Here is a 19706-nt window from a genome sequence, read left to right as displayed (position 1 = left end):
TGCTGTTTCCGATTCCGGGATCCCCGGAGGGCGCGGGTCAGACGGTCGTGACGACCTCGTCGTAGGACAGGCGCGGCAGACGCGGGAACCAGGCGTCCTCGCCCGGCTTGCCGATGTTGACGGCCATGAGCAGCTTGTGGTCGCTGTCCAGGAACTCCTTCTCGATGCCCGCGGCGTCGAAGCCGGTCATCGGGCCGGCCGCGAGGCCGGCGGCGCGGACGCCGATGATGAAGTAGGCGGCCTGGAGGCCGGCGTTCAGGGCGGCGGACTGCTCGCGGACCGGGCGCTCGGAGAAGAACGCGTCCTTGGCCTGCGGGAAGTGCGGCATGAGCGCCGGGAGCTCCTCGTGGAACTCGTTGTCCGCGACGAGGAGTGCGACCAACGGGGCGGTGGAGGTCTTGGGCCGGTTGCCCTCGGCCATGTGCTTCACGAGGCGCTCGCGGCCCTCCGGCGTGCGGACCAGGACGACGCGCAGCGGCGACTGGTTGAACGCCGTGGGGCCGTACTTGACCAGGTCGTAGATCGCCTGGACCTGCTCGTCGGTCACCGGCTCGTCGGTGAACGTGTTGGCAGTGCGGGCCTCGCGGAAGAGGAGGTCCTGGGCGGCGGGGTCAAGAACGAGGGACATCAGGAGCGATACCTTCCGGGTGGAGCGGGTCAAGCGACACGATCACCGTAACCGAGGAATAGATTAAACTTCAACTAAATCCCTCCCGGAGTGACCCACCGCACAAACACCCCGAAGTCGCCGCCGGGGGTGGTCTGTGCGGACCCCTACTCAGGGGTGTCGCCGGCCTCCTCGGAGGGCTCTTCGGGGCGCGCCAGCGCCGCGTCCAGCCGGGCCCGCGCGCCCTCCAGCCAGTGCCGGCACACCTTCGCCAGCTCCTCGCCGCGCTCCCACAGGGCCAGCGACTCCTCCAGCGTCGTGCCGCCCGCCTCCAGGCGGCGTACGACCTCGATCAGCTCGTCCCGCGCCTGCTCGTACCCGAGCGTGCCCTTCGCGGCAGCCGTCGTCGTCCCGTCGTCCGTCATGCCGACCACCCTATGCGCGGGGTCCGACAAACCGGGCCGCCGCTCACTCCGCGACCCGTACCGTGAACTCGCCCTCCGAGACCCGCGCCCGCAGCTCCTCGCCCGACGCCCCGGCGTCCGCGGGGGAGCGCACCACGTGACCGTCCGGCCGCTGCAGGACCGCGTACCCCCGCTCCAGCGTCGCGGCGGGCGACAGCGCCACGACCCGGGCCCGGGTGTGCGAGAGCTCCGAGTCGGCGCGGTCCAGCAGATGCCCGAGCACCCTGCGGCTCCGCCCCACCAGCGCCTCGACCTCCGCTTCCCGCTCGTCCACCATCCGCTGCGGCCGCTCCATCGAAGACCTGCCCAGCGCGTGCGCCAGCCCGCGCTCCTCGCGGTCGATCAGCCCCCGCACGGTCCGCAGCGACCGGTCCCTGAGCTGCTGGACACGGTCCAGCTCCTCACCCACGTCCGGCACGACCTTCTTCGCCGCGTCCGTCGGCGTCGAGGCCCGCACATCGGCCACCAGGTCGAGCAGGGGCGAGTCCGGTTCGTGCCCGATGGCGGAGACCACCGGTGTGCGGCACGCGGCCACCGCCCGGATCAGCGCCTCGTCGGAGAACGGCAGCAGATCCTCGACGCTGCCGCCGCCGCGGGCGACGACGATCACGTCCACCTCCGGCAGCCCGTCCAGCTCCTGGACCGCCTCGACCACCTGGCTCACGGCGCGCACCCCCTGCACCGCGGTGTTACGCACCTCGAAACGCACCGCGGGCCAGCGCCGCCTGGCGTTCTCCAGCACATCGCGCTCCGCGGCCGACGCCCGCCCCGAGACCAGGCCGATCAGCTGCGGCAGGAAGGGCAGCGGCCGCTTGCGGTCCAGCGCGAAGAGCCCCTCGGCGGCCAGCGACTTCTTCAGCTGCTCCAGGCGCACCAGCAGCTCGCCGATGCCCACCGGCCGTATCTCCGTGGCCCGCAGGGACAGCTGCCCGCGCGGGGCGTACCACTCGGGCTTGGCGAGGACGACCACCCGCGCGCCCTCGGTCACCACGTCGGCGATCCGGTCGAAGACCTGCCGGAAGCAGGTCACGCTCACCGAGATGTCGTGCGACGGGTCGCGCAGCGTCAGGAACACCACCCCGGCGCCGGGCCGCCGCGACAGCTGGGTGATCTGCCCCTCGACCCAGACCGCGCCGAGCCGGTCGATCCACCCGCCGATCAGCCGCGAGACGTCGCCGACGGGCAGCGGGGCTTCCGGGGTCGTAGTGAGAGCCATACGGGCGAGCGTATCGGCCGCCAAGGACAATCAGGGCCTTTCGTTCCGGTCCCGTATGCCCGTATGCCCGTATGCCCGTGGACCTGCGAGCCCGCTGGCCCGCAGCCCCTTCCGGTCGCGCGGCCCGCCCTACCCCGCTCCATCCGGCCCCACCCCGGCCCGGTGTCCGGATCACCTGACCCGACGCCCCCACTGCACCGCGAGCACCACCAGCCCCACGCCCAGCCAGCACACGCCCACCAGCTGGGCGCTCGCCGTCGCCTCCACGATCACCGCGATCAGCACGCCCGCGCCCACCACAGGCATCAGCACATGGCGCCACCAGCTCGGCGGGCCCTCCATCCGGCGTACGGCGAACCACCCCACCACCGACGCGTGCAGCAGCACGAACGCCGTGAGCGCGCCGACGTCCACCACCGACACCAGATGGTCGAGACCGTCGTCGCGCCTGGCCGCCCATACCGCCGCCACCAGCGACAGCACCGCGGCCCCCGCGATGGCCACGCGCGGTACCCCGGACTTGGCGTCGACCCGGGACAGGATCGACGGCAGCCGCCGCTCCCTGGCCATCGCGAACACCAGACGGCCCGCCGCGGCCTGCCCGGCCAGCGCCGCGAACGCCGCGCCGATCGCCTTGCTGACGGCCACCAGGTCGTGCAGCCAGGTCCCTACCGAGGAGTCCACCGCGTCGTAGAAGGCCGACCCCTGCTTCACCGGATCCGCCGCCAGCTCCGCCGAAGTCACCGGCTCCAGCAGCGCCGCGAGGTACGACTGGACCACGAACAGCACCCCGGCGAGCACCAGGCAGAACAGCACCGCCCGTGCCACCTTCGCCGAGCCCCCCGTCACCTCCTCCGCGAACGACGCGATCGCGTCGAAGCCCAGATACGAGAGCACCGCGACGGACACCGCCCCCAGCACCGCGGTCGTCGAGAACCCGGAGTCCCCGGTGAGCGGCGTCAGCCAGCCGCGCTCCGCCCCGTCCCTGGCGAGCACCACCACCGCGGACACCACGAACACCAGCAGCACCACGATCTCCATCGCGAGCACCGCGAAGCCCACCCGGGCCGCGGCCCGTACGCCCCACAGGTTGAGCAGGGTCGTCACGACGACCGCGATGGCCGTCCACACCCACCTCGACACCTCGGGGACCAGCGCGTTCATCGCGATCCCGGAGAAGAGATAGGCGACGGCCGGGATGAGCAGGTAGTCGAGCATCGCCATCCAGCCGGCGATGAACCCAGGCCCCTCCCCGAGCCCCTTGCGGGCGTACGCGAAGACCGATCCGGCGAACGGCGCCACATGAACCATCTGGGCGTAACTGAACGCGGTGAAGGCCATCACCACGGTTGCCACGACATACACGAGCGCCACGGCACCGTCGGACTTGGCGTCCAGCGTGCCGAAGACTCCGACCGGGGCCATCGGTGCGATGAACAGCAGCCCGTAGACCACCAGGTCCCGGAACCCGAGTGTGCGCCGCAGCTTCCCCTCTTCTGTGCTGCTGCCCGCCATGAACCCTCCGTCGCTGGTTTGCGTAGGCATCAGTCTCGCGACCGCACCGGCCCGGCGCCTGTTCGACACGGCCTTACGATGGGACGCATGACTGCTACGCCCAGCCCGTCACCCGCCGCCGCCCCGAGTGGGGGCGCTACGCGCCGCAGTAACACCCGCCGCGTCCTGCTCGCCGCCCCCCGTGGCTACTGCGCGGGTGTGGACCGCGCCGTGATCGCCGTCGAGAAAGCACTGGAGCAGTACGGTGCCCCGGTCTACGTGCGGCACGAGATCGTCCACAACAAGTACGTCGTCCAGACCCTGGAGAAGAAGGGCGCGATCTTCGTCGACGTGACGGCGGAGGTGCCCGAGGGCTCCATCGTGATGTTCTCCGCGCACGGGGTCGCCCCGACCGTCCACGCGGAGGCCGCCGAGCGCAAGCTCGCCACGATCGACGCGACCTGCCCGCTGGTCACCAAGGTCCACAAGGAAGCCGTCCGCTACGCCAAGGAGGACTACGACATCCTCCTGATCGGCCACGAGGGCCACGAGGAAGTCATCGGCACGAGCGGTGAGGCGCCCGAGCACATCACGCTGGTGGACGGCCCCGACGACGTGGCGAACGTCGAGGTCCGCGATGACTCGAAGGTCGTCTGGCTGTCCCAGACCACGCTCTCCGTGGACGAGACGATGGAGACGGTCGGCGCGCTCAAGCAGAAGTTCCCGAACCTCCTCTCCCCGCCGAGCGACGACATCTGCTACGCCACGCAGAACCGCCAGGTCGCGGTGAAGAAGCTGGCGGAGGACGCCGAGCTGGTCATCGTCGTCGGCTCCAAGAACTCCTCCAACTCGATCCGTATGGTCGAGGTCGCCCTGGACGCCGGCGCGCCCGCCGCCCACCTGGTGGACTCCGCCGACGAGATCGACGAGGCCTGGCTGGAGGGCGTCACCACGGTCGGCCTCACCTCGGGCGCCTCGGTGCCAGACGTCCTGGTCGACGGCGTGCTGGAGTGGCTGGGCGAGCGGGACTACGCGGACGTGGAGACGGTGAAGACCGCGGACGAGTCGATCACCTTCTCGCTGCCCAAGGAGCTCAGGCGCGACCTGCGCGCCGAGGCCGCCGCGCTTTCCGCGGAGTGACACCGGCCACGGGGTGACCGGTCACCGGGTGACCGGTCACCGGGTGGCGGCCGGTCGCTCACCGGATTCCGCCCGGGTGGTGACCGGTCGCTCACCGGATCGCCCGTCCGGGGAGTGATCCTCGCCACCTGCCCGTACCGTGGGTGACATGGAGATCTTCGGTGTGGACATCGGCGGTTCGGGGATCAAGGGTGCGCCCGTGGACCTGGACCGCGGAGAGCTGGCGCAGGAGCGCCACAAGGTACTGACACCTCACCCGGCCACGCCCAAGAGCGTGGCCGACGGTGTGGCCGAGGTCGTCGGCCATTTCGACTGGCAGGGGCCGGTCGGCATCACGTTCCCCGGAGTCGTCACCGGCGGTATCACCAGGACCGCGGCGAACGTGGACAAGAAGTGGATCGACACGGATGCCAGGGAGCTGCTCAGCGACCGCATCGGGCAGCCCGTCACGATCCTCAACGACGCCGACGCGGCCGGTATCGCCGAGATGACCTTCGGCGCGGGCCGGGACCGCAAGGGCACGGTGATCATGCTGACGCTGGGTACGGGCATCGGCAGCGCGGTCTTCAGCGACGGGCAGCTGGTCCCCAACACCGAGCTCGGCCACCTGGAGCTGCACGGCCACGATGCGGAGAAGCGAGCCTCCACGAAGGCCAAGGAGGACGAGGACCTGAGCTGGCAGCACTGGGCGCACCGGGTGCAGAAGTACCTGGTCCACGTGGAGATGCTGTTCTCGCCCGAGCTCTTCATCATCGGCGGGGGCGTGAGCCGTAAGTCGGAGAAGTTCCTGCCGCTCATCGAACACGTACGGGCCGAGATGATCCCGGCCCAGCTGCAGAACAACGCGGGCATCGTCGGCGCGGCCATGGCGGCGGCGGGCAGGTAGCGCGAGGGGTCCCGCTACGCGCGGGGGCGGCGGGCGGCCCGTTCGGCCCGGTCGCGCGGGTCCGTCCGGTCGCCCCGGTCGGTCCTGTGCAGGTGCCGTTGCCGCTCCCGCATGTGCCGGACCTTGCGTACGGAGGCGATGAGGCCCGCGATGAGCGTGCCGCCGTACAGCCAGCCGGCATGGACGGCGAGCGCGGTCACGACGGCCATGGTCTGCCCGCCGATGCCCCCCGTGCCCCCGGCGACGGGCACCACGCCGATCGCGAAGGCGATGGGCACGATGATCGGGGCGGTCACCAGGTCGGCGGGCCGTACCCAGAGGCCGGTCAGGGCGCTGACGGGCAGGAACAACAGCCCGTACACGACCTCCGAACCGCCGAACAGCAACCGGTCCACGCAGGCCAGCAGGAACATGGCCAGTGCCGCGAAGAGCCCGGCGCCGATCCCGGTCAGCCGGGGGTTGGGGAATCTGCGCAGCGCCAGAACCACGGGCGCGACGCCGCCCGGCCGTGGACCTGGCCGAGGGGCCTTCGTCGGCGCCGGGGCGACCGCGACCGCCACCGGATAGCCACCCGCAGCCGTGACCTCACCGAGGCCGCCGGGCGGGGTGGGCTTGACCTGCGGGGGCTGCGTCCGCTGCGGGGTACGTGTCCTGTGCTGCTCCACCCCGACAACCTAGGTCGCCGGGTGCGCTCTTTCGGGTGTGGGACACGCGCTTTGGGTGACCTTGGCGTTGCGTTCGATCACGCAGGAGTGAAACACGACTGTTCGGCCCTGCCCGGCTCCCCCTCCACACAGCGTTCCGTACGCATGCTCCGTACCCGTGACGGGCCGCCCGCCCCCGCCCGTAAACTGGAGAATCGGTCCACTCCCGGCCCGCCCGCACAGCCCCCTCTCCTCACTTCAGGAAGTCGCCAAAGTGTCGCTCACGATCGGAATCGTCGGTCTGCCGAATGTCGGCAAGTCGACCCTGTTCAACGCCCTGACCAAGAACGACGTGCTGGCGGCCAACTACCCGTTCGCCACCATCGAGCCGAACGTCGGCGTAGTTGGCGTCCCCGACCCCCGCCTGGACAAGCTCGCCGAGATCTTCAGCTCGCAGAAGCTGCTCCCCGCCACGGTCGACTTCGTGGACATCGCGGGCATCGTGCGGGGCGCGAGCGAGGGCGAGGGCCTGGGCAACAAGTTCCTGGCGAACATCCGCGAGTCCGACGCGATCTGCCAGGTCATCCGGGCCTTCAAGGACGAGAACGTCGTCCATGTCGACGGCAAGGTCTCGCCCAAGGACGACATCGAGACGATCAACACCGAGCTGATCCTGGCCGACCTCCAGTCCGTCGAGAAGGCCGTCCCGCGCCTGACGAAGGAGGCCCGCCTCCAGAAGGAGAAGGTCGCGGTCCTCGCGGCCGTCGAGGAGGCCCAGAAGATCCTCGAAGCGGGCGACACCCTCTTCTCCCGGGGCATCACGGCCGGCACCGAGACGGGCCGCCTGCTGCACGAGCTGCACCTGCTGACGACGAAGCCCTTCCTCTACGTCTTCAACGTCGACGAGGACGAGCTGGTCGACGAGGACTTCAAGAACACACAGCGCGCCCTGGTCGCCCCGGCCGAGGCCATCTTCCTGAACGCCAAGATCGAGTCCGAGCTGATCGAGCTCGACGACGACGAGGCCCTCGAACTCCTCCAGTCCATGGGCCAGGAAGAGCCCGGCCTGGCCACCCTCGGCCGCGTCGGCTTCGACACCCTGGGCCTCCAGACCTACCTCACGGCAGGCCCGAAGGAAGCCCGCGCCTGGACGATCAAGAAGGGCGCCACGGCCCCGGAGGCGGCCGGTGTCATCCACACCGACTTCCAGAAGGGCTTCATCAAGGCGGAGATCGTCTCCTTCGAGGACCTGGTCGAAACCGGCTCGGTGGCGGAGGCCCGCGCCAAGGGCAAGGCGCGCATGGAGGGCAAGGACTATGTGATGCAGGACGGCGACGTGGTGGAGTTCCGCTTCAACGTGTAGAGGGTGACATGTCACCACGTCGCTGATGTGGTGGAGTTCAGGCCGAAGTTCACATGCCTGATGGGGCCGGGACGAGCTCGCCCCGGCCCTCTTGCGTGCCCATGGGCGGTTCCGCTCACCCGCCCCAGTACGGTTCGCTCGTCTCGCGGACGCGGCCGTCGTTTTCCAGGACCACGTAGCGGTCGAAGGCCCGGGCGAACCAGCGGTCGTGGGTGACGGCGAGGACGGTGCCCTCGAAGCGTTCGAGGGGGATCTCCAGGGCCTCCGCACTGTGCAGGTCCAGGTTGTCCGTGGGCTCGTCGAGCAGGAGCAGGGTGGAGCCCTGGAGTGCGAGGAGCGGGATCTGGAAGCGGGCCCGCCGGCCGCCGGAGAGGGAACCGAAGCTCTGGTCGGCGTGGTGCTGGAGTTCGTACCGGCGCAGGGCGGAGAGTGCCGCGCCCCGCTCGCGGCCCTCGCGGTCGCGGTCGCCCCGGCCCAGCACCTCGACCAGGGTACGGTCGTGGAGGTCGGGACCGGACTGGGTCTGGGCGAACCAGCCGGGCCGGATCCGGGCGCCGAGGACGGCGACGCGTTCACTGAAAAAATCTCCAGGTCGAACGGATCGGTCAGTCCTTCGCGTGATTCGCAGCGGACGGCACATTCCGGTGCGGCTGCCGCGCAGCGCCGGCTCCTCTCTGCCCGGGTCGACATCCTCGGGCTCGGCGGGGTGGGCGGGATCGTGGCCCAGCACCTGGTGGCCGCCGGGGTCCTCGCCGCCGACTCGCCGACTGACCTCCCCGGTACGGTGGCGCGCTGGGCAGCCGCGACTGGAACTTCCTTCTCCATGGGCCGTCGGCGTGGGCAGCGGCTTCTGGGGCCCGCTCGTAGACCCCGCCCGGGGAGACTGCTGGAGCTGCTTCGAACGGGCCCGGCGGGCGGTGCTCACCGCGGTGGAACGGGAGGTCGAGAACGGCTCGACGGAACCGGCGCCCTTCTCCTTCGGCCCGAGCAACACCACCGTGGCGGCCCTGCTCGCCCATGACATGATCCAGTACCTGTGGGGCAGGGAGTGTTCCACCTCCGGGCGTCGAGCGGCACTGGACTTCACGCGACAGCGCATCGCTCACACCGAAGAGAGCACGTGCACGTGTCAGATGACCTGAAGGCCGAACGTCCGGCCGGGGGCCCGGCCCAGAGCCCGCGGAAGACCGGGAAGCAGTCCTTCAAAGGCACCGGATTCCCGCGCCTTGGACCGGCGAGACCATCTCGCTCGCCGGGACCGAGATCACCTTCATGGCCATGGGCATCATCGCCGTGACCACCCTCGCCGCGACCCCTTGGCAGATGGGCGTCCTGGAGGCCGCGGAGTCCGCCGCCGTACTGCTCCTGGGGCTGGCGGCCGGGGTGTGGGCGGACTGGTACGAGCGCTGGCGCATCCTGCTCGTCGCCAACCTGGCGCGCAGCGTGCTGGTGCTGGCGATACCGGTGCTCTTCTGGCTCGACCTGCTCAGCATGGCGGTGCTGTACGTCGTCGTGTTCCTGGTGCACCCTGGCACGGCGGCCGAAGGCCCCGCCGTCGGCCGACCCAGCCGACGAGGACGGCGCCGGAGCCGGCTCCGGGGAATCCCGCCGGGCGCAGGTGGTCAGGGGACTGCGTGTCCTGCTGCCACGACGCCTACCAGCGGCCGATGGCGCTCGCCGCCGCGTACTTCAACATCTTCCACTCCATGTTCTTCGCGGTGAACGTCCTGTTCCTGCTGAAGGTCCTCGACTTCAGCCCCGGTCTGCTGGGCCTCACCAGCATGGCGGGCGGGGGCGCAGGACTGGTTGAGGCCTCCTGCACCCCCACCTCCTCACCCGGAGGCTCGGCCAGGGGCTCGCCGCGGTCCTCGTTCCGCTCTCGGCGGGCGCCGGCCGGGCGGCCGCCATCGTGCTGGTCTCCGTCTCGACCTTCGTCTACACCTTCGCCGTGGTGGTCAACCTCGTCATCAGCGACACGGTCAAGCAGACGCTCGTACCGGACCACCTACTCGGCCGGGTAACCGCATCGACCCGCTTTATCAGCTGGGACGTCCAGCCGGTCGGCGCGCTCCTCGGCGGCTGGCTCGGCACCCGGTTCGGCCTGGTCGAGGTGATGGTCACGGCCTCGGTCGGCCTGGTGGCCTCGGCGCTCTGGCCGCTCTTCAGCCCGGTCCGCACCCTGATCACCCTGCCCGGCGACGGCGACGGCGACGGCGACGGCGACGGCGACGGTGGTGAAGGGGGCGATGGCGAGCCCGAGAAGGGGCCGGTGCCGGACGAAGGCCGCGTCTGACGCGGCAGTCCCGCGACCGAACCATGGCAGGTAGCCGCACGTGCCCTTGAAACCCGACGTCATGCGGTCAGGGCACCGGATGTCGGAGCGGCGGTATTTACTGGGACATGAGCACAGCATGGTGAGGGCAGCCGTCAGGGGAGGGCACGTGCTGGAGAACTTGATCCAGAGCAGGGCTATGACCATCGAGGAGGTCTTTACGGGGCGCCGCTACCAACTGGATACATACCAGAGGGACTTCACCTGGAGTCGTACCGATGTGGGCCGCCTCGTCGCGGACCTGCGCAAGAAGTTCGTGAGCAACTGGCAGCTGGAACACGACCGCGAGCACGTCGCTCGATATCAGTCATACTTCCTCGGGCCGTACGTTTATCACGAAGAAGCGCCCGTCACCTATCTTGTGGACGGGCAGCAACGCATCACCACGCTGCACCTGATGCTGATCTACCTGCGCGAGCTGCTGCGGGCTCAGGAGCTCGACGGCGACGCCGACCGACTTGCCGGACTCATCCAGACCCGCAGGTTCGGACAGGCGGTTCACACTCTGGATATCCCGGAACGTCAACAATTTCTGAACGAGGTCTTCAAGGACAACGGCGACGCCTACTCCCTCCCTCAGAACGCCACGGGTGCTCTGCGTCGCCTGTGGGACGCCTCCAGGGTCTTCCAGGAGGAGTTCCCCGAGGACCTGCGCGGCGACGCGCTTCCCTACTTCGTCGACTGGCTCCTTGATGGTGTCTGCATGGTGGGCATCAGGGCCGCCACCTCGGAACAGGGCTGGGAGATCTATGAGTCGATGAATGATCGAGGTGTCCGCCTCGGTCCCATCGACCTCCTGAAGAGTTTTCTGCTGTCCCAAATCGACAATGATCCCGGAGGTGCCGACGTCATCTGGCGCCGTATGGTGTCCGAACTGGCCGGCATCGACGTGAATGCCCCCAGCGACTTCCTCAAGACCTACCTGATCGGTCGCTTCGCGAACGTTGGCGCGAGCGGGGAAACCGACGAGCTCTCCCCGGATGTCGAACGGATCAACGGCCCCTTCCACGCATGGGTCAAGGAAAATGCCCAGAACATCGGGCTGCGCCGCTCTTCGGATTACCGAAAGCTTATTGTCGACCTAGCGGAAAGCGCCACCCGGTACTGCACACTGGCCGCAGTCGTCAGCGGCTACGACTCGGAACTCAGCAGCATTTACTTCAACTCATACAATGGGATGTCGATCCAGGCCGCACCCATCCTCGCCGCCGTCGAGCAACGGGACGACTCCGTCGTGTTCAAGGAGAAGGCCAAGCTCGTCGCGAGTTACCTGGACCTCGTCTTCGCGCGCCGTCTCGTCAACGACCTTCCCTGCTCCGGAGTCCACCTCGATCGTGAGGCCGTCAGACTCGTCGGTCTCCTTCGCGGCGGCGTCAGCGCCAGCAGACTGCGCGAGATCCTTGCACGAGAAGTCAGTGCGCTTGACTACGATTTCACGGGCATGAAGGCCTACGGCCTGCGTTCCAACAACAGCCGCCAAGTGCGCTACCTCCTCGCCCGCCTCACCGGATTCGTCGAGACCGCATGCGAGCGCGGTGACGAGATGAGGAGCTACCTCGACAGTCGACGGCCCTTCGAAATCGAGCACATCTGGGCCAATCACTTCGACCGGTATCAGCCCGAGACAGGAACTCGCGCTGAGTTCGACTCCTACCGAAATCGTCTCGGGGCACTGCTCCTTCTCCGCAAGTCGGACAACGCCAGCTACCAGGACCTTCCCTATGAGAAAAAGGTCGAGTATTACCAGCGGCAGAACCACCTTGCCGGAGCACTGCACTCCAACCACCGGGAACGGAATTCGAGTTTCAACAAGTTCGTGAAAGCGCAGAAGCTAGACCGTCTGCTCCGGCCTTTCCCGAAGTTCGACAAGAAGGCGATCCGCGCTCGGCAGGACCTGTACCAGCGCCTGTGCGAAATTATCTGGGATCCGTCCGCCACATTCGGGAGCGTGGCGCGGCCGGTCCAGAGCCAGGACCGGTCGCGCACACGCACCCGGGCCAGGTACGACGTGGCTGTCACTGACCTCATTGCCAAGGGCGCGCTGCCCGCGCGGGCACGGCTTGTGGGCCGACGGCGGGGCGAGGAGTTTCGGGCCGAGGTCCTTCACGACGGCCGCATCCGAGTCGGCTCGGGCGAGACGTTCGGGTCCTTGTCGGCAGCGGGCGAGTTCGTCCTGCAGACGAAGTCCTGTCCGGGATGGAACTTCTGGCGTACCCGGATCGGTGATCTGGAGCTGCCGCTCGTCGAGGTCAGGCGCGAGGCCCTGGAGAAGGGGCTCGTCTGAGACCTGCCGAGGGAGGGCCGGTTCGCCCGGCTCTCCGGTTGCCGGCAGGCGCTGCGGCGCTCGGGCCGTCGTCGCCCGATGGCTTCTTGCGTAGATGGGGTCCGGCGAACACCACGGCTGACACCGGGGCGCCCGCCCGTGACCTGAGCGCTGTCGATCTTGTCGTGATCGCTTCCTTTACCGGTGTGGAGGGCTCAGTTCGACATAAGCTGAGAGGTCTTGTCACAGGGGAGGGCCGGATGCGGCCTGGTCGAGGAGCGGCAGCGGATGAGCGGGCAGGAACGGCGTCGTGAGCAAGTCCCGGAGCAGCTGAAGGCAGCGGCTCGGAAGTCGCCCAACTTCGGGCGGCTCTATGCGATGCAGCCCTTGTTGGCCATCTACGGCGCGCAGGCCGAGCAGTCCGTCTTCACCAACCCCAACGTCTCGTACGTCGCCTCCGGCCAGTTCGGCGAGTTGCTCGCCGCGGAGCTGGTGCAGCGGGCCGGGGTGCGCATCGAGGGAACCCGGCAGATCGACCGGCTGGCTGGGCTCCAGCGCGCCAGCCTGCTCCCCGGCCGCACCAGAGATGCCTTCGACACCCTCCGCCGTGGCCGCAACGACGCCGCGCACAACCATCTCTTCGACACCAGCAAGGCCCTCAAGGCCGTCGAACTCTGCTTCCAACTCGGCCAGTTCTTTTCCCGCGCCATCGACAACGTACGAGAGATCGCCGCGTTCGTACCGCCCCAGCTGCCGAGCGAGGTGCCGGGCGGATCCGCTGAGCTGGCCGAGCTTCGCGAGGCACTTGGCCACCACAAGCGCACCCTCGCCGAGTCTCAAACCCGCCTCAGCCAGGTCGGTGACCGGCTGGAGGCCGAGCGGCGTGGCCGGGAGGAGGCCGAGCGGCTGTCCGAGGCGGCCGAGCGGGCCCGTGCCGAGTCCGAGGCGGAGGTAGCCCGACACCGGGACGAAATCGAGCGGCTCCGGCGCGCCTACCAGGACCGTTATGACCAGGCGCGCCTCAAGCCCCGGCCGGTCACCGCCAATGCCCGTGAGGCGATCGTCGAGCGCGCTCAGAAGCCCGAGCCGCTCAACGAGGTGCAGGCCCGCGTCCGCATCGACGAGATGCTCACCCAGGCGGGCTGGACGGTCCAGAACTACGGCGACCTCAACCCGCTCGCCTCGCAGGGCGTCGCGGTCCGCGAGTTCACCCTGTCCACCGGCCGGGCCGACTACGTTCTCTACGTCGACGGCATGATCGTCGGCGTCATTGAGGCCAAGCGCGAGGGCACCGCCCTGGCCGGCGCCCTCGCGCAGAACGAGCGGTATGCGGGCGGCGTTCTCAAGGAACACTCCATGGCGGTCTGGCATGAGCAGGAACCGTTCGCCTTCCGCTACGCCACCACCGGCGCCGAGACGTTCTTCCTCAACCGCCTCGACCCGCACGCCCGCTCCCGCCCGGTCTTCGCCTTCCACCGCCCGGAGTCCTTCGCGGCCTGGATGAAGCGCGCCACCAAGCACCCGGACACCCCCACCTTCCGGGCCGCACTGCGCACCGCGCTGCCGGTGTTGGAGTCGCACGACCTGCGCACCGCGCAGGAAGAGGCGGTCGTCGGCTTGGAGAGTTCACTCGCCCAGGACAAGCCGCGCGCACTGATCCAGATGGCCACCGGCGCGGGTAAGACCTACACCGCGGTCACCGAGTCGTACCGACTGCTCAAGCATGCGCGTGCGCGCCGCATCCTCTTCCTCGTCGACCGCAACAACCTCGGCCGCCAGGCCAAGGCCGAGTTCGACCGCTACAAGGCGCCGGACGAGAACCGCAAGTTCACCGACCTCTACAACGTCGACTCGCTCGGCCGGTCCGGTCTCCAGGAGACGTCCTCCGTCGTCGTCTCCACCATCCAGCGGATGTACGCGCTCCTCAAGGGGGAGCCGCTGGAGGACACCACCGAGGCAGAGGACCGCGAGGACTCCTCCACCCTCGACGAGAACTACATGACCGATCGCCCTGTCACCGTCGAGTACAACCCGGCCGTCCCGATCGAGTCCTTCGACTTGATCGTCATCGACGAGTGCCACCGCTCCATCTACGGGCTGTGGCGCGGCGTCCTGGACTACTTCGACGCCCACCTGGTCGGCCTCACCGCCACCCCGACCCGGCAGACCAAGGGTTTCTTCGACGGCAACATGGTCTCCGAGTACACCTACGAACAGGCCGTCGCCGACGGCGTCAACGTCGACTTCGACGTGGTCACCATGGACTCCTCGATACGGGAGGACGGCGGCGCGAAGATCGACAAGGGGACGACGGTCCGTATTCGCGACCGCAAGACCCGCGCCCAGCGCTACGAAGAGCTGGACGAGGACTTCACGTACACGGTCGGCCAGATCGGCCGCACGGTGATCGCCGAGGACGAGATCCGGGCCGTTCTCACCGCGTACAAGAACAACTGGCAGCGCTGGTTCCCGGACCGGACCGAACTACCCAAGACGCTGGTCTTCGCGGCGAGCGACGACCACGCGGACGAAGTGCTCAAGCAGGTCAAGGAGGTCTTCGGACGCGGAGACGCTTTTGCCAAGAAGATCACTTACCGCTCCCGGGACAAGGGTGACGACCCCGAGCAGCTCGTCAATGACCTGCGGAATTCGCCGATGCTGCGAGTCGCCGTCACGGTCGACATGATCGCCACGGGTACGGACGTCAAGGCCCTGGAGTGTGTGATCTTCCTGCGGGCCGTTCGCAGCCCCGTCCTCTTCGAGCAGATGAAGGGACGCGGCGCCCGCACGATCGACGCCGACGACCTGAAGGCGGTCACCCCGGACCCGGCCGCCGACCTCGCCAAGGACCGTTTCGTCCTGATCGATGCGGTGGGCGTCACTGCCTCGCCGCTGGTCGACACCCGTCCGATGCTGCCTCCGGACGGCGGCAGTCTCAGCCTGGCCAAGCTGATGGACAAGGCGGGCAGCCGCTCGCTGACGGCCGAGCAGGCCGAGACGCTCGGGCGCCGGCTGGCCCGGCTCGACCGCAAGCTCACCAAGGAGGAACGGGAGCGGATCGAGCAGGCATCGGGTGGAGTGCCGCTGACGGACATGGTCCGGAAGATCACCAATGCGGTGGACGTCGACACCCAGGACCGGGCGTACCGGGAAGGCGGCGCGGACCGTGCACGGCGGCTGGTACACGACTCGGTCGAAACTCTGACCACTCACCCGGAACTGCGGAAGCTGATCATCGGCATCAAACAGCAGCACGACCTCACGTACGACGCGACGACCGAGGTCACGCTGAAGGTGAACGAGGTCCCGAGGGAGGAGCGGGCGGCGAAGGAGCTGGCGGAATGGCGCCAGCTCCTGGACAGCCGCAAGCGCGACGAGGCGGCAGCGGAGGCGATCGCCCTCCAGGTGATCCTCGGCAGCGGATCGCGGGTCCGGCCGCAAGAGGCGCGGGCCCACCTGAAGGAGCTGATGGCTTCTATTAAGGCGACCAAGCGGACCTGGACACCGAAGGTCATCTGGGACCACTACGAGCTGGTCGGCGAGGCGACCGAGTCGTTGTCGAAGACGGCCGGCCTGGGCGACCTCATGAACCTCGTCCGCTACACGCTCGGCGCGGACGACCAGCTTCGCCCGTACCGTACGGTGGTCGAGGAGCGTTTCGAAGGCTGGCTGCTGCGCCAGAGCCAGGCGGGTGCGGAATTCACGGATGACCAGCTGTGGTGGCTGCGCCGGATCAAGGACGCGATCGTGGTCGACCTGGGCATGGAGCGTGAGGACTTTGGCCACATGCCGTTCTCCGAAAAGGGCGGCGGCCCAGGTTTCGCGAATGCCTTCGGCGGCAGGAGCCAGGCGCTGGAACTATTGGATGAGTTGAATCGGGAATTGGCTTGAGTAAGGGTATGGGTGGGTTGCCGGAGGGGTGGGTAAGCACCACTCTGGACCAGGTCTGCGATGTCAATGGGGGAATCCAGAAGCAGGCGAAGCGGCGGCCGGTCGAGAACAAGTTCCCATTCCTGCGTGTGGCGAATGTTGGGCGCGGTACGCTGGATCTTGCCGAGGTTCATGAGGTTGAACTGTTCAAAGGGGAGATCGATCGATTTCGGCTGAAGGTCGGCGACTTGCTGGTCGTAGAGGGGAACGGTAGCCCTGATCAGATCGGGCGTGCGGCGACCTGGAAAGGTTCCATCTCTGATGCTGTGCATCAGAACCACCTGATCAGAGTTCGTCCTACGGCGGCTGTTAATGCCAAGTTCCTGGAACTCCTCTGGAACTCTCCTCTGATCAAAACGCAGCTGATGGATGTTGCCCAGTCATCGAGCGGCCTATACACGTTGAGTACGGCAAAACTCAAGCGGGTCCAGCTGGACCTGCCGCCGCTTGCCGAACAGCACCGCATCGTCGAGGCCCTCGAAGAGCAGCTCTCCCGGCTCGACGCGGCCGAGCACACCCTGCGCGTGGCACAAAAGCGGGTCGAGGTGTTGCGGAAATCTGTATTCACCTCGCTTGTTCCCGAAGGGCAACCCGAGGGTTGGACGGTCACGACGGTCGGGGCAGCCGGAACCGTCGAGTTGGGTCGAGCTCGGCATCCCGACTGGCATAACGGCCCTGAAATGCGCCCTTATCTGCGCGTGGCAAACGTCTTCGAGGACAGGATCGACACGTCCAGTGTCATGGAAATGGACTTTTCGGGAATCTTCGAGAAGTACAAGCTCCACGAGGGTGACATCCTCCTGAACGAGGGGCAGAGCCCGCACCTCGTGGGCCGCCCCGCGATGTATCGCGGAGTACCAGAGGACGTCGCTTTCACGAACAGTCTCCTGCGCTTTCAGGCAGGTCCTGGTGTGCTCCCCGACTGGGCGCTCATGGTGTTCCGCCGCCATCTCCACGCCCGACGGTTCATGCGTGAAGTGCGCATTACGACGAACATCGCCCACCTGTCGTCCAAGCGCCTGAAGGCCGTGGAGTTCTCCGTTCCCCCCCTGGAGACCCAGAAGGAACTTGTGCAGCGCTGCGACGAGTTGCTGTCCGGCGTTGAAGCCATGGCCCGCGAAATGGAGCAGGCTGGCCGTCGGGCTGAGACGTTGCGTTCGGCGCTTCTCCGTAAGGCATTCAACGGCAACCTGCTCCCGCAGGACCCCGCCGACGAGCCCGCCGCCACCCTCCTCGCCCGCATCGCCGCCGAGCGCGAGGCCGCCAAGCCCGCCCGCAAGGTCAAGCGTGCGTCCGCCGCCCCGCGTAAGACGGCCGCTTCGCGTAGCCGGTCTGCCTCCCGCGCCATCGCCGACACTCCCGCGGCTCCCGCTCCAACCCCCGCCCCCTCCGCCACCGTTCAGCAGGAGCTCTTCAAGTGACCGCCCTCGTCTCCACCCCAGACGACGTAAGCAGCCCCTCCTCTGAGGGCGTCCCTCTCACCGAGACTCCGAAGTCCAAGAAGGCCGCTGCGCAGACCAACACGCTGGTCGCGAAGCTCTGGAACTACTGCAACGTCCTCCGTGACAACGGCATGTCCACCATCGAGTACGTCGAGCAGCTCTCGTATCTCCTGTTCCTGAAGATGGTCGACGAGATCGAGAACGACGAGTGGGGTGGCCGCGACCTCAGCGACCTTGTGCCCGCTGACTACAACTGGAAGTCGCTGGTCAGCAGGCGCGGTCCCGAGCTCGAAGCGCACTACCGCGCCATCCTGGAGCACTTGGGCCGCAAGCCCCACACCACCATTGGCACGATCTTCGCCGACGCTCAGAACCGGATCACCAAGCCCGCGCTGCTCGAAAAGCTGGTCGTCGAGCTGATCGGCCGCGAGGAGTGGACGGTCACCGGCACCGACCTCAAGGGCGATGCCTACGAGGGCCTGCTTGCCAAGGGCGCCTCGGACACCAAGACCGGCGCCGGCCAGTACTTCACCCCGCGCGCGCTCATCGATGCCATGGTGGACGTCACCCGGCCGGGCCCGGACGACACCATCACCGACCCCGCCTGCGGTACCGGCGGCTTCCTGATCGCGGCCCACGCCTACGTCACCCGGCACCACGTCCGGGACATGGATATCGACGCCCGCAGGGCGTACGACAGCGGATCCAAGATCTGGGGCAACGAGCTGGTCACCGGCACCGCCCGCCTCGCCGCCATGAACATGCTCCTGCACGGCATCGGCAAGAGCGACGGCCCGAGCCTGATCGACGTCGGCGACGCGCTCGCTGAGAAGCCGAGCGGACAACACGCCTCCCTCGTCCTCGCCAACCCGCCCTTCGGGCGCAAGTCCGCGATCACCGTGATCGGCCAGGACGGCGAGGTGGAGAAGGAGGACGTCCAGTATGACCGTGACGACTTCACTGCCACCACGACCAACAAGCAGCTCAACTTCCTTCAGCACATCATGTCGTTGACGGCAGTCAACGGTCGGGCCGCCGTGGTCCTGCCGGACAATGTCCTCTTCGAGGGCGGCGCGGGTGAGAAGGTTCGCCGCAAGCTCCTCGACGAGTTCGACCTGCACACGATCCTGCGCCTGCCCACCGGTATCTTCTACGCGGGCGGTGTCAAGGCCAATGTCCTGTTCTTCGATAAGAGGCCCCCGCGCGCCGACGGCAAACCGCACACCGCCGTCACCTGGGTCTACGACTTCCGCACAGGCCAGCACTTCACCATGAAGCAGCGCCCGCTGACCCGGGCACACCTGGATGACTTCGTCGCCCGCTACAAGGCAGGTGAGCCCCTGACTGCCCGCGTCGCGGATGAGGACGAGAACGGTAGCTGGAAACGGTACTCCTACGAGGACTTGGTCGGGCGCGACAAGGTCAACCTCGACATCACGTGGATGAAGGACCCGGCCCTGGAGGACGCGGACAGCGATCTGGAGCCGGAGGTCATCGCTGAGGAGATCGTGCGCGATCTTCAGTCCGCCCTGGCCGAGTTCACGGCCATCGCGAAGTCCTTGGGCGCGGATGTTGATACACCGGAGGCCGAAGACGTCTGACGGTGACTGGAAGGCTGGCGTCACCGCGCTGGAGGGCTGCAGTGCCGAGTGCCTTGCAGCCCTCGGCTTTGTCGCACGGTTACTGTCGGCATTCCATCAGAGGTGGCGATGCCGAAGTCCCTACGATGCACTGGCTCGATGATGGAGCAGTCGCGACAGCCACCACGGCAGACATCTCTGGGCCGACCCAGCCACCTCTTTGGGCCAGTGCCAGCGGCGAAGCCTCCTACGCCGTCTCTGGCTCCGGTAGTGGCCTGGCCTCTGTGCTGATCGCCCAGAACGGGAGTGAAGCGCCGGATCCCGAGCTGAACCGATCGGATTGAG

The 19706-nt window shown here is 68.0% G+C and carries 15 protein-coding genes; 9 read left to right on the top strand and 6 right to left on the bottom strand.

What is annotated here, in order from left to right:
• Positions 1–37: 37 nt before the first annotated feature.
• From OG623_RS11790 to OG623_RS11775, 4 genes are all read right to left on the bottom strand, one after another.
• A complete protein-coding gene (locus OG623_RS11790) occupies positions 38–628 on the bottom strand; it encodes a malonic semialdehyde reductase (protein WP_406146210.1) in 591 nt (196 codons plus the stop codon).
• A 146-nt stretch (positions 629–774) separates the two neighbouring features.
• On the bottom strand, positions 775–1032 hold the full coding sequence (locus OG623_RS11785; protein ID WP_406146209.1) for an exodeoxyribonuclease VII small subunit: 258 nt from the start codon (positions 1030–1032) through the stop codon (positions 775–777).
• 43 nt (positions 1033–1075) lie between these two features.
• A complete protein-coding gene (gene xseA / locus OG623_RS11780; protein WP_406146208.1) occupies positions 1076–2287 on the bottom strand; it encodes an exodeoxyribonuclease VII large subunit in 1212 nt (403 codons plus the stop codon).
• A gap of 171 nt (positions 2288–2458) precedes the next feature.
• Positions 2459–3802, bottom strand: a complete 1344-nt coding sequence (locus tag OG623_RS11775) for an APC family permease (RefSeq protein WP_406146207.1) — start codon at positions 3800–3802, stop codon at positions 2459–2461.
• A 78-nt stretch (positions 3803–3880) separates the two neighbouring features.
• Here OG623_RS11775 and OG623_RS11770 point away from each other — a divergent pair, with 78 nt between their 5' ends.
• Positions 3881–4921: a 4-hydroxy-3-methylbut-2-enyl diphosphate reductase gene (locus OG623_RS11770; RefSeq protein ID WP_406146206.1), complete on the top strand. Its 1041-nt coding sequence runs from the start codon at positions 3881–3883 to the stop codon at positions 4919–4921.
• 148 nt (positions 4922–5069) lie between these two features.
• Positions 5070–5807, top strand: coding sequence for a polyphosphate--glucose phosphotransferase (gene ppgK / locus OG623_RS11765; RefSeq protein WP_406146205.1), 738 nt, complete (start codon positions 5070–5072; stop codon positions 5805–5807).
• Between the two features lie 14 nt (positions 5808–5821).
• On the opposite strand, the gene OG623_RS11760 is transcribed toward ppgK, so the two are convergent.
• Positions 5822–6472, bottom strand: a complete 651-nt coding sequence (locus tag OG623_RS11760; RefSeq protein ID WP_406146204.1) for a DUF6542 domain-containing protein — start codon at positions 6470–6472, stop codon at positions 5822–5824.
• A gap of 253 nt (positions 6473–6725) precedes the next feature.
• Between OG623_RS11760 and ychF the strand changes: the two genes are divergently transcribed.
• The gene (gene ychF, locus OG623_RS11755; RefSeq protein WP_406146203.1) at positions 6726–7814 is read left to right on the top strand and encodes a redox-regulated ATPase YchF; all 1089 of its coding nucleotides are present in this window, start codon (positions 6726–6728) and stop codon (positions 7812–7814) included.
• A 115-nt stretch (positions 7815–7929) separates the two neighbouring features.
• On the opposite strand, the gene OG623_RS11750 is transcribed toward ychF, so the two are convergent.
• On the bottom strand, positions 7930–8838 hold the full coding sequence (locus OG623_RS11750; RefSeq protein ID WP_406146202.1) for an ATP-binding cassette domain-containing protein: 909 nt from the start codon (positions 8836–8838) through the stop codon (positions 7930–7932).
• 254 nt (positions 8839–9092) lie between these two features.
• On the opposite strand from OG623_RS11750, the gene OG623_RS11745 reads away from it, so the two are divergent.
• The 6 genes from OG623_RS11745 to OG623_RS11720 all read left to right on the top strand — a co-directional run bounded on the left by OG623_RS11745 (position 9093) and on the right by OG623_RS11720 (position 19382).
• Positions 9093–9536: a hypothetical protein gene (locus tag OG623_RS11745; protein WP_406146201.1), complete on the top strand. Its 444-nt coding sequence runs from the start codon at positions 9093–9095 to the stop codon at positions 9534–9536.
• A gap of 187 nt (positions 9537–9723) precedes the next feature.
• A complete protein-coding gene (locus tag OG623_RS11740) occupies positions 9724–10107 on the top strand; it encodes a hypothetical protein (protein WP_406146200.1) in 384 nt (127 codons plus the stop codon).
• A 148-nt stretch (positions 10108–10255) separates the two neighbouring features.
• Entirely contained in the window at positions 10256–12430 is a 2175-nt protein-coding gene (locus OG623_RS11735) for a DUF262 domain-containing protein (protein ID WP_406146199.1), read from the top strand.
• A gap of 267 nt (positions 12431–12697) precedes the next feature.
• Complete coding sequence (locus OG623_RS11730) at positions 12698–16300, top strand: DEAD/DEAH box helicase family protein (RefSeq protein ID WP_406146198.1); 3603 nt, start codon at positions 12698–12700, stop codon at positions 16298–16300.
• Between the two features lie 8 nt (positions 16301–16308).
• On the top strand, positions 16309–17760 hold the full coding sequence (locus tag OG623_RS11725; RefSeq protein ID WP_406146197.1) for a restriction endonuclease subunit S: 1452 nt from the start codon (positions 16309–16311) through the stop codon (positions 17758–17760).
• Positions 17757–19382: an N-6 DNA methylase gene (locus OG623_RS11720; protein WP_406146196.1), complete on the top strand. Its 1626-nt coding sequence runs from the start codon at positions 17757–17759 to the stop codon at positions 19380–19382. The genes OG623_RS11725 and OG623_RS11720 overlap by 4 nt, the downstream gene beginning before the upstream one ends.
• Positions 19383–19706: the final 324 nt, after the last annotated feature.

Source organism: Streptomyces sp. NBC_01012 (assembly GCF_045162755.1).
Taxonomy (GTDB): Bacteria; Actinomycetota; Actinomycetes; order Streptomycetales; family Streptomycetaceae; genus Streptomyces.
This window is presented reverse-complemented; position numbering and strand designations above follow the sequence as displayed.

Bases quoted from the DNA above. Each gene is read 5' to 3' on its own strand.
- OG623_RS11785 (WP_406146209.1), bottom strand. From the start codon at position 1,032: ATGACGGACGACGGGACGACGACGGCTGCCGCGAAGGGCACGCTCGGG.
- OG623_RS11775 (WP_406146207.1), bottom strand. From the start codon at position 3,802: ATGGCGGGCAGCAGCACAGAAGAGGGGAAGCTGCGGCGCACACTCGGG.
- xseA (WP_406146208.1), bottom strand. From the start codon at position 2,287: ATGGCTCTCACTACGACCCCGGAAGCCCCGCTGCCCGTCGGCGACGTC.
- OG623_RS11745 (WP_406146201.1), top strand. From the start codon at position 9,093: ATGGGCATCATCGCCGTGACCACCCTCGCCGCGACCCCTTGGCAGATG.
- OG623_RS11725 (WP_406146197.1), top strand. From the start codon at position 16,309: ATGGGTGGGTTGCCGGAGGGGTGGGTAAGCACCACTCTGGACCAGGTC.
- ppgK (WP_406146205.1), top strand. From the start codon at position 5,070: ATGGAGATCTTCGGTGTGGACATCGGCGGTTCGGGGATCAAGGGTGCG.
- OG623_RS11750 (WP_406146202.1), bottom strand. From the start codon at position 8,838: ATGTCATGGGCGAGCAGGGCCGCCACGGTGGTGTTGCTCGGGCCGAAG.
- OG623_RS11730 (WP_406146198.1), top strand. From the start codon at position 12,698: ATGAGCGGGCAGGAACGGCGTCGTGAGCAAGTCCCGGAGCAGCTGAAG.
- OG623_RS11790 (WP_406146210.1), bottom strand. From the start codon at position 628: ATGTCCCTCGTTCTTGACCCCGCCGCCCAGGACCTCCTCTTCCGCGAG.
- OG623_RS11770 (WP_406146206.1), top strand. From the start codon at position 3,881: ATGGGACGCATGACTGCTACGCCCAGCCCGTCACCCGCCGCCGCCCCG.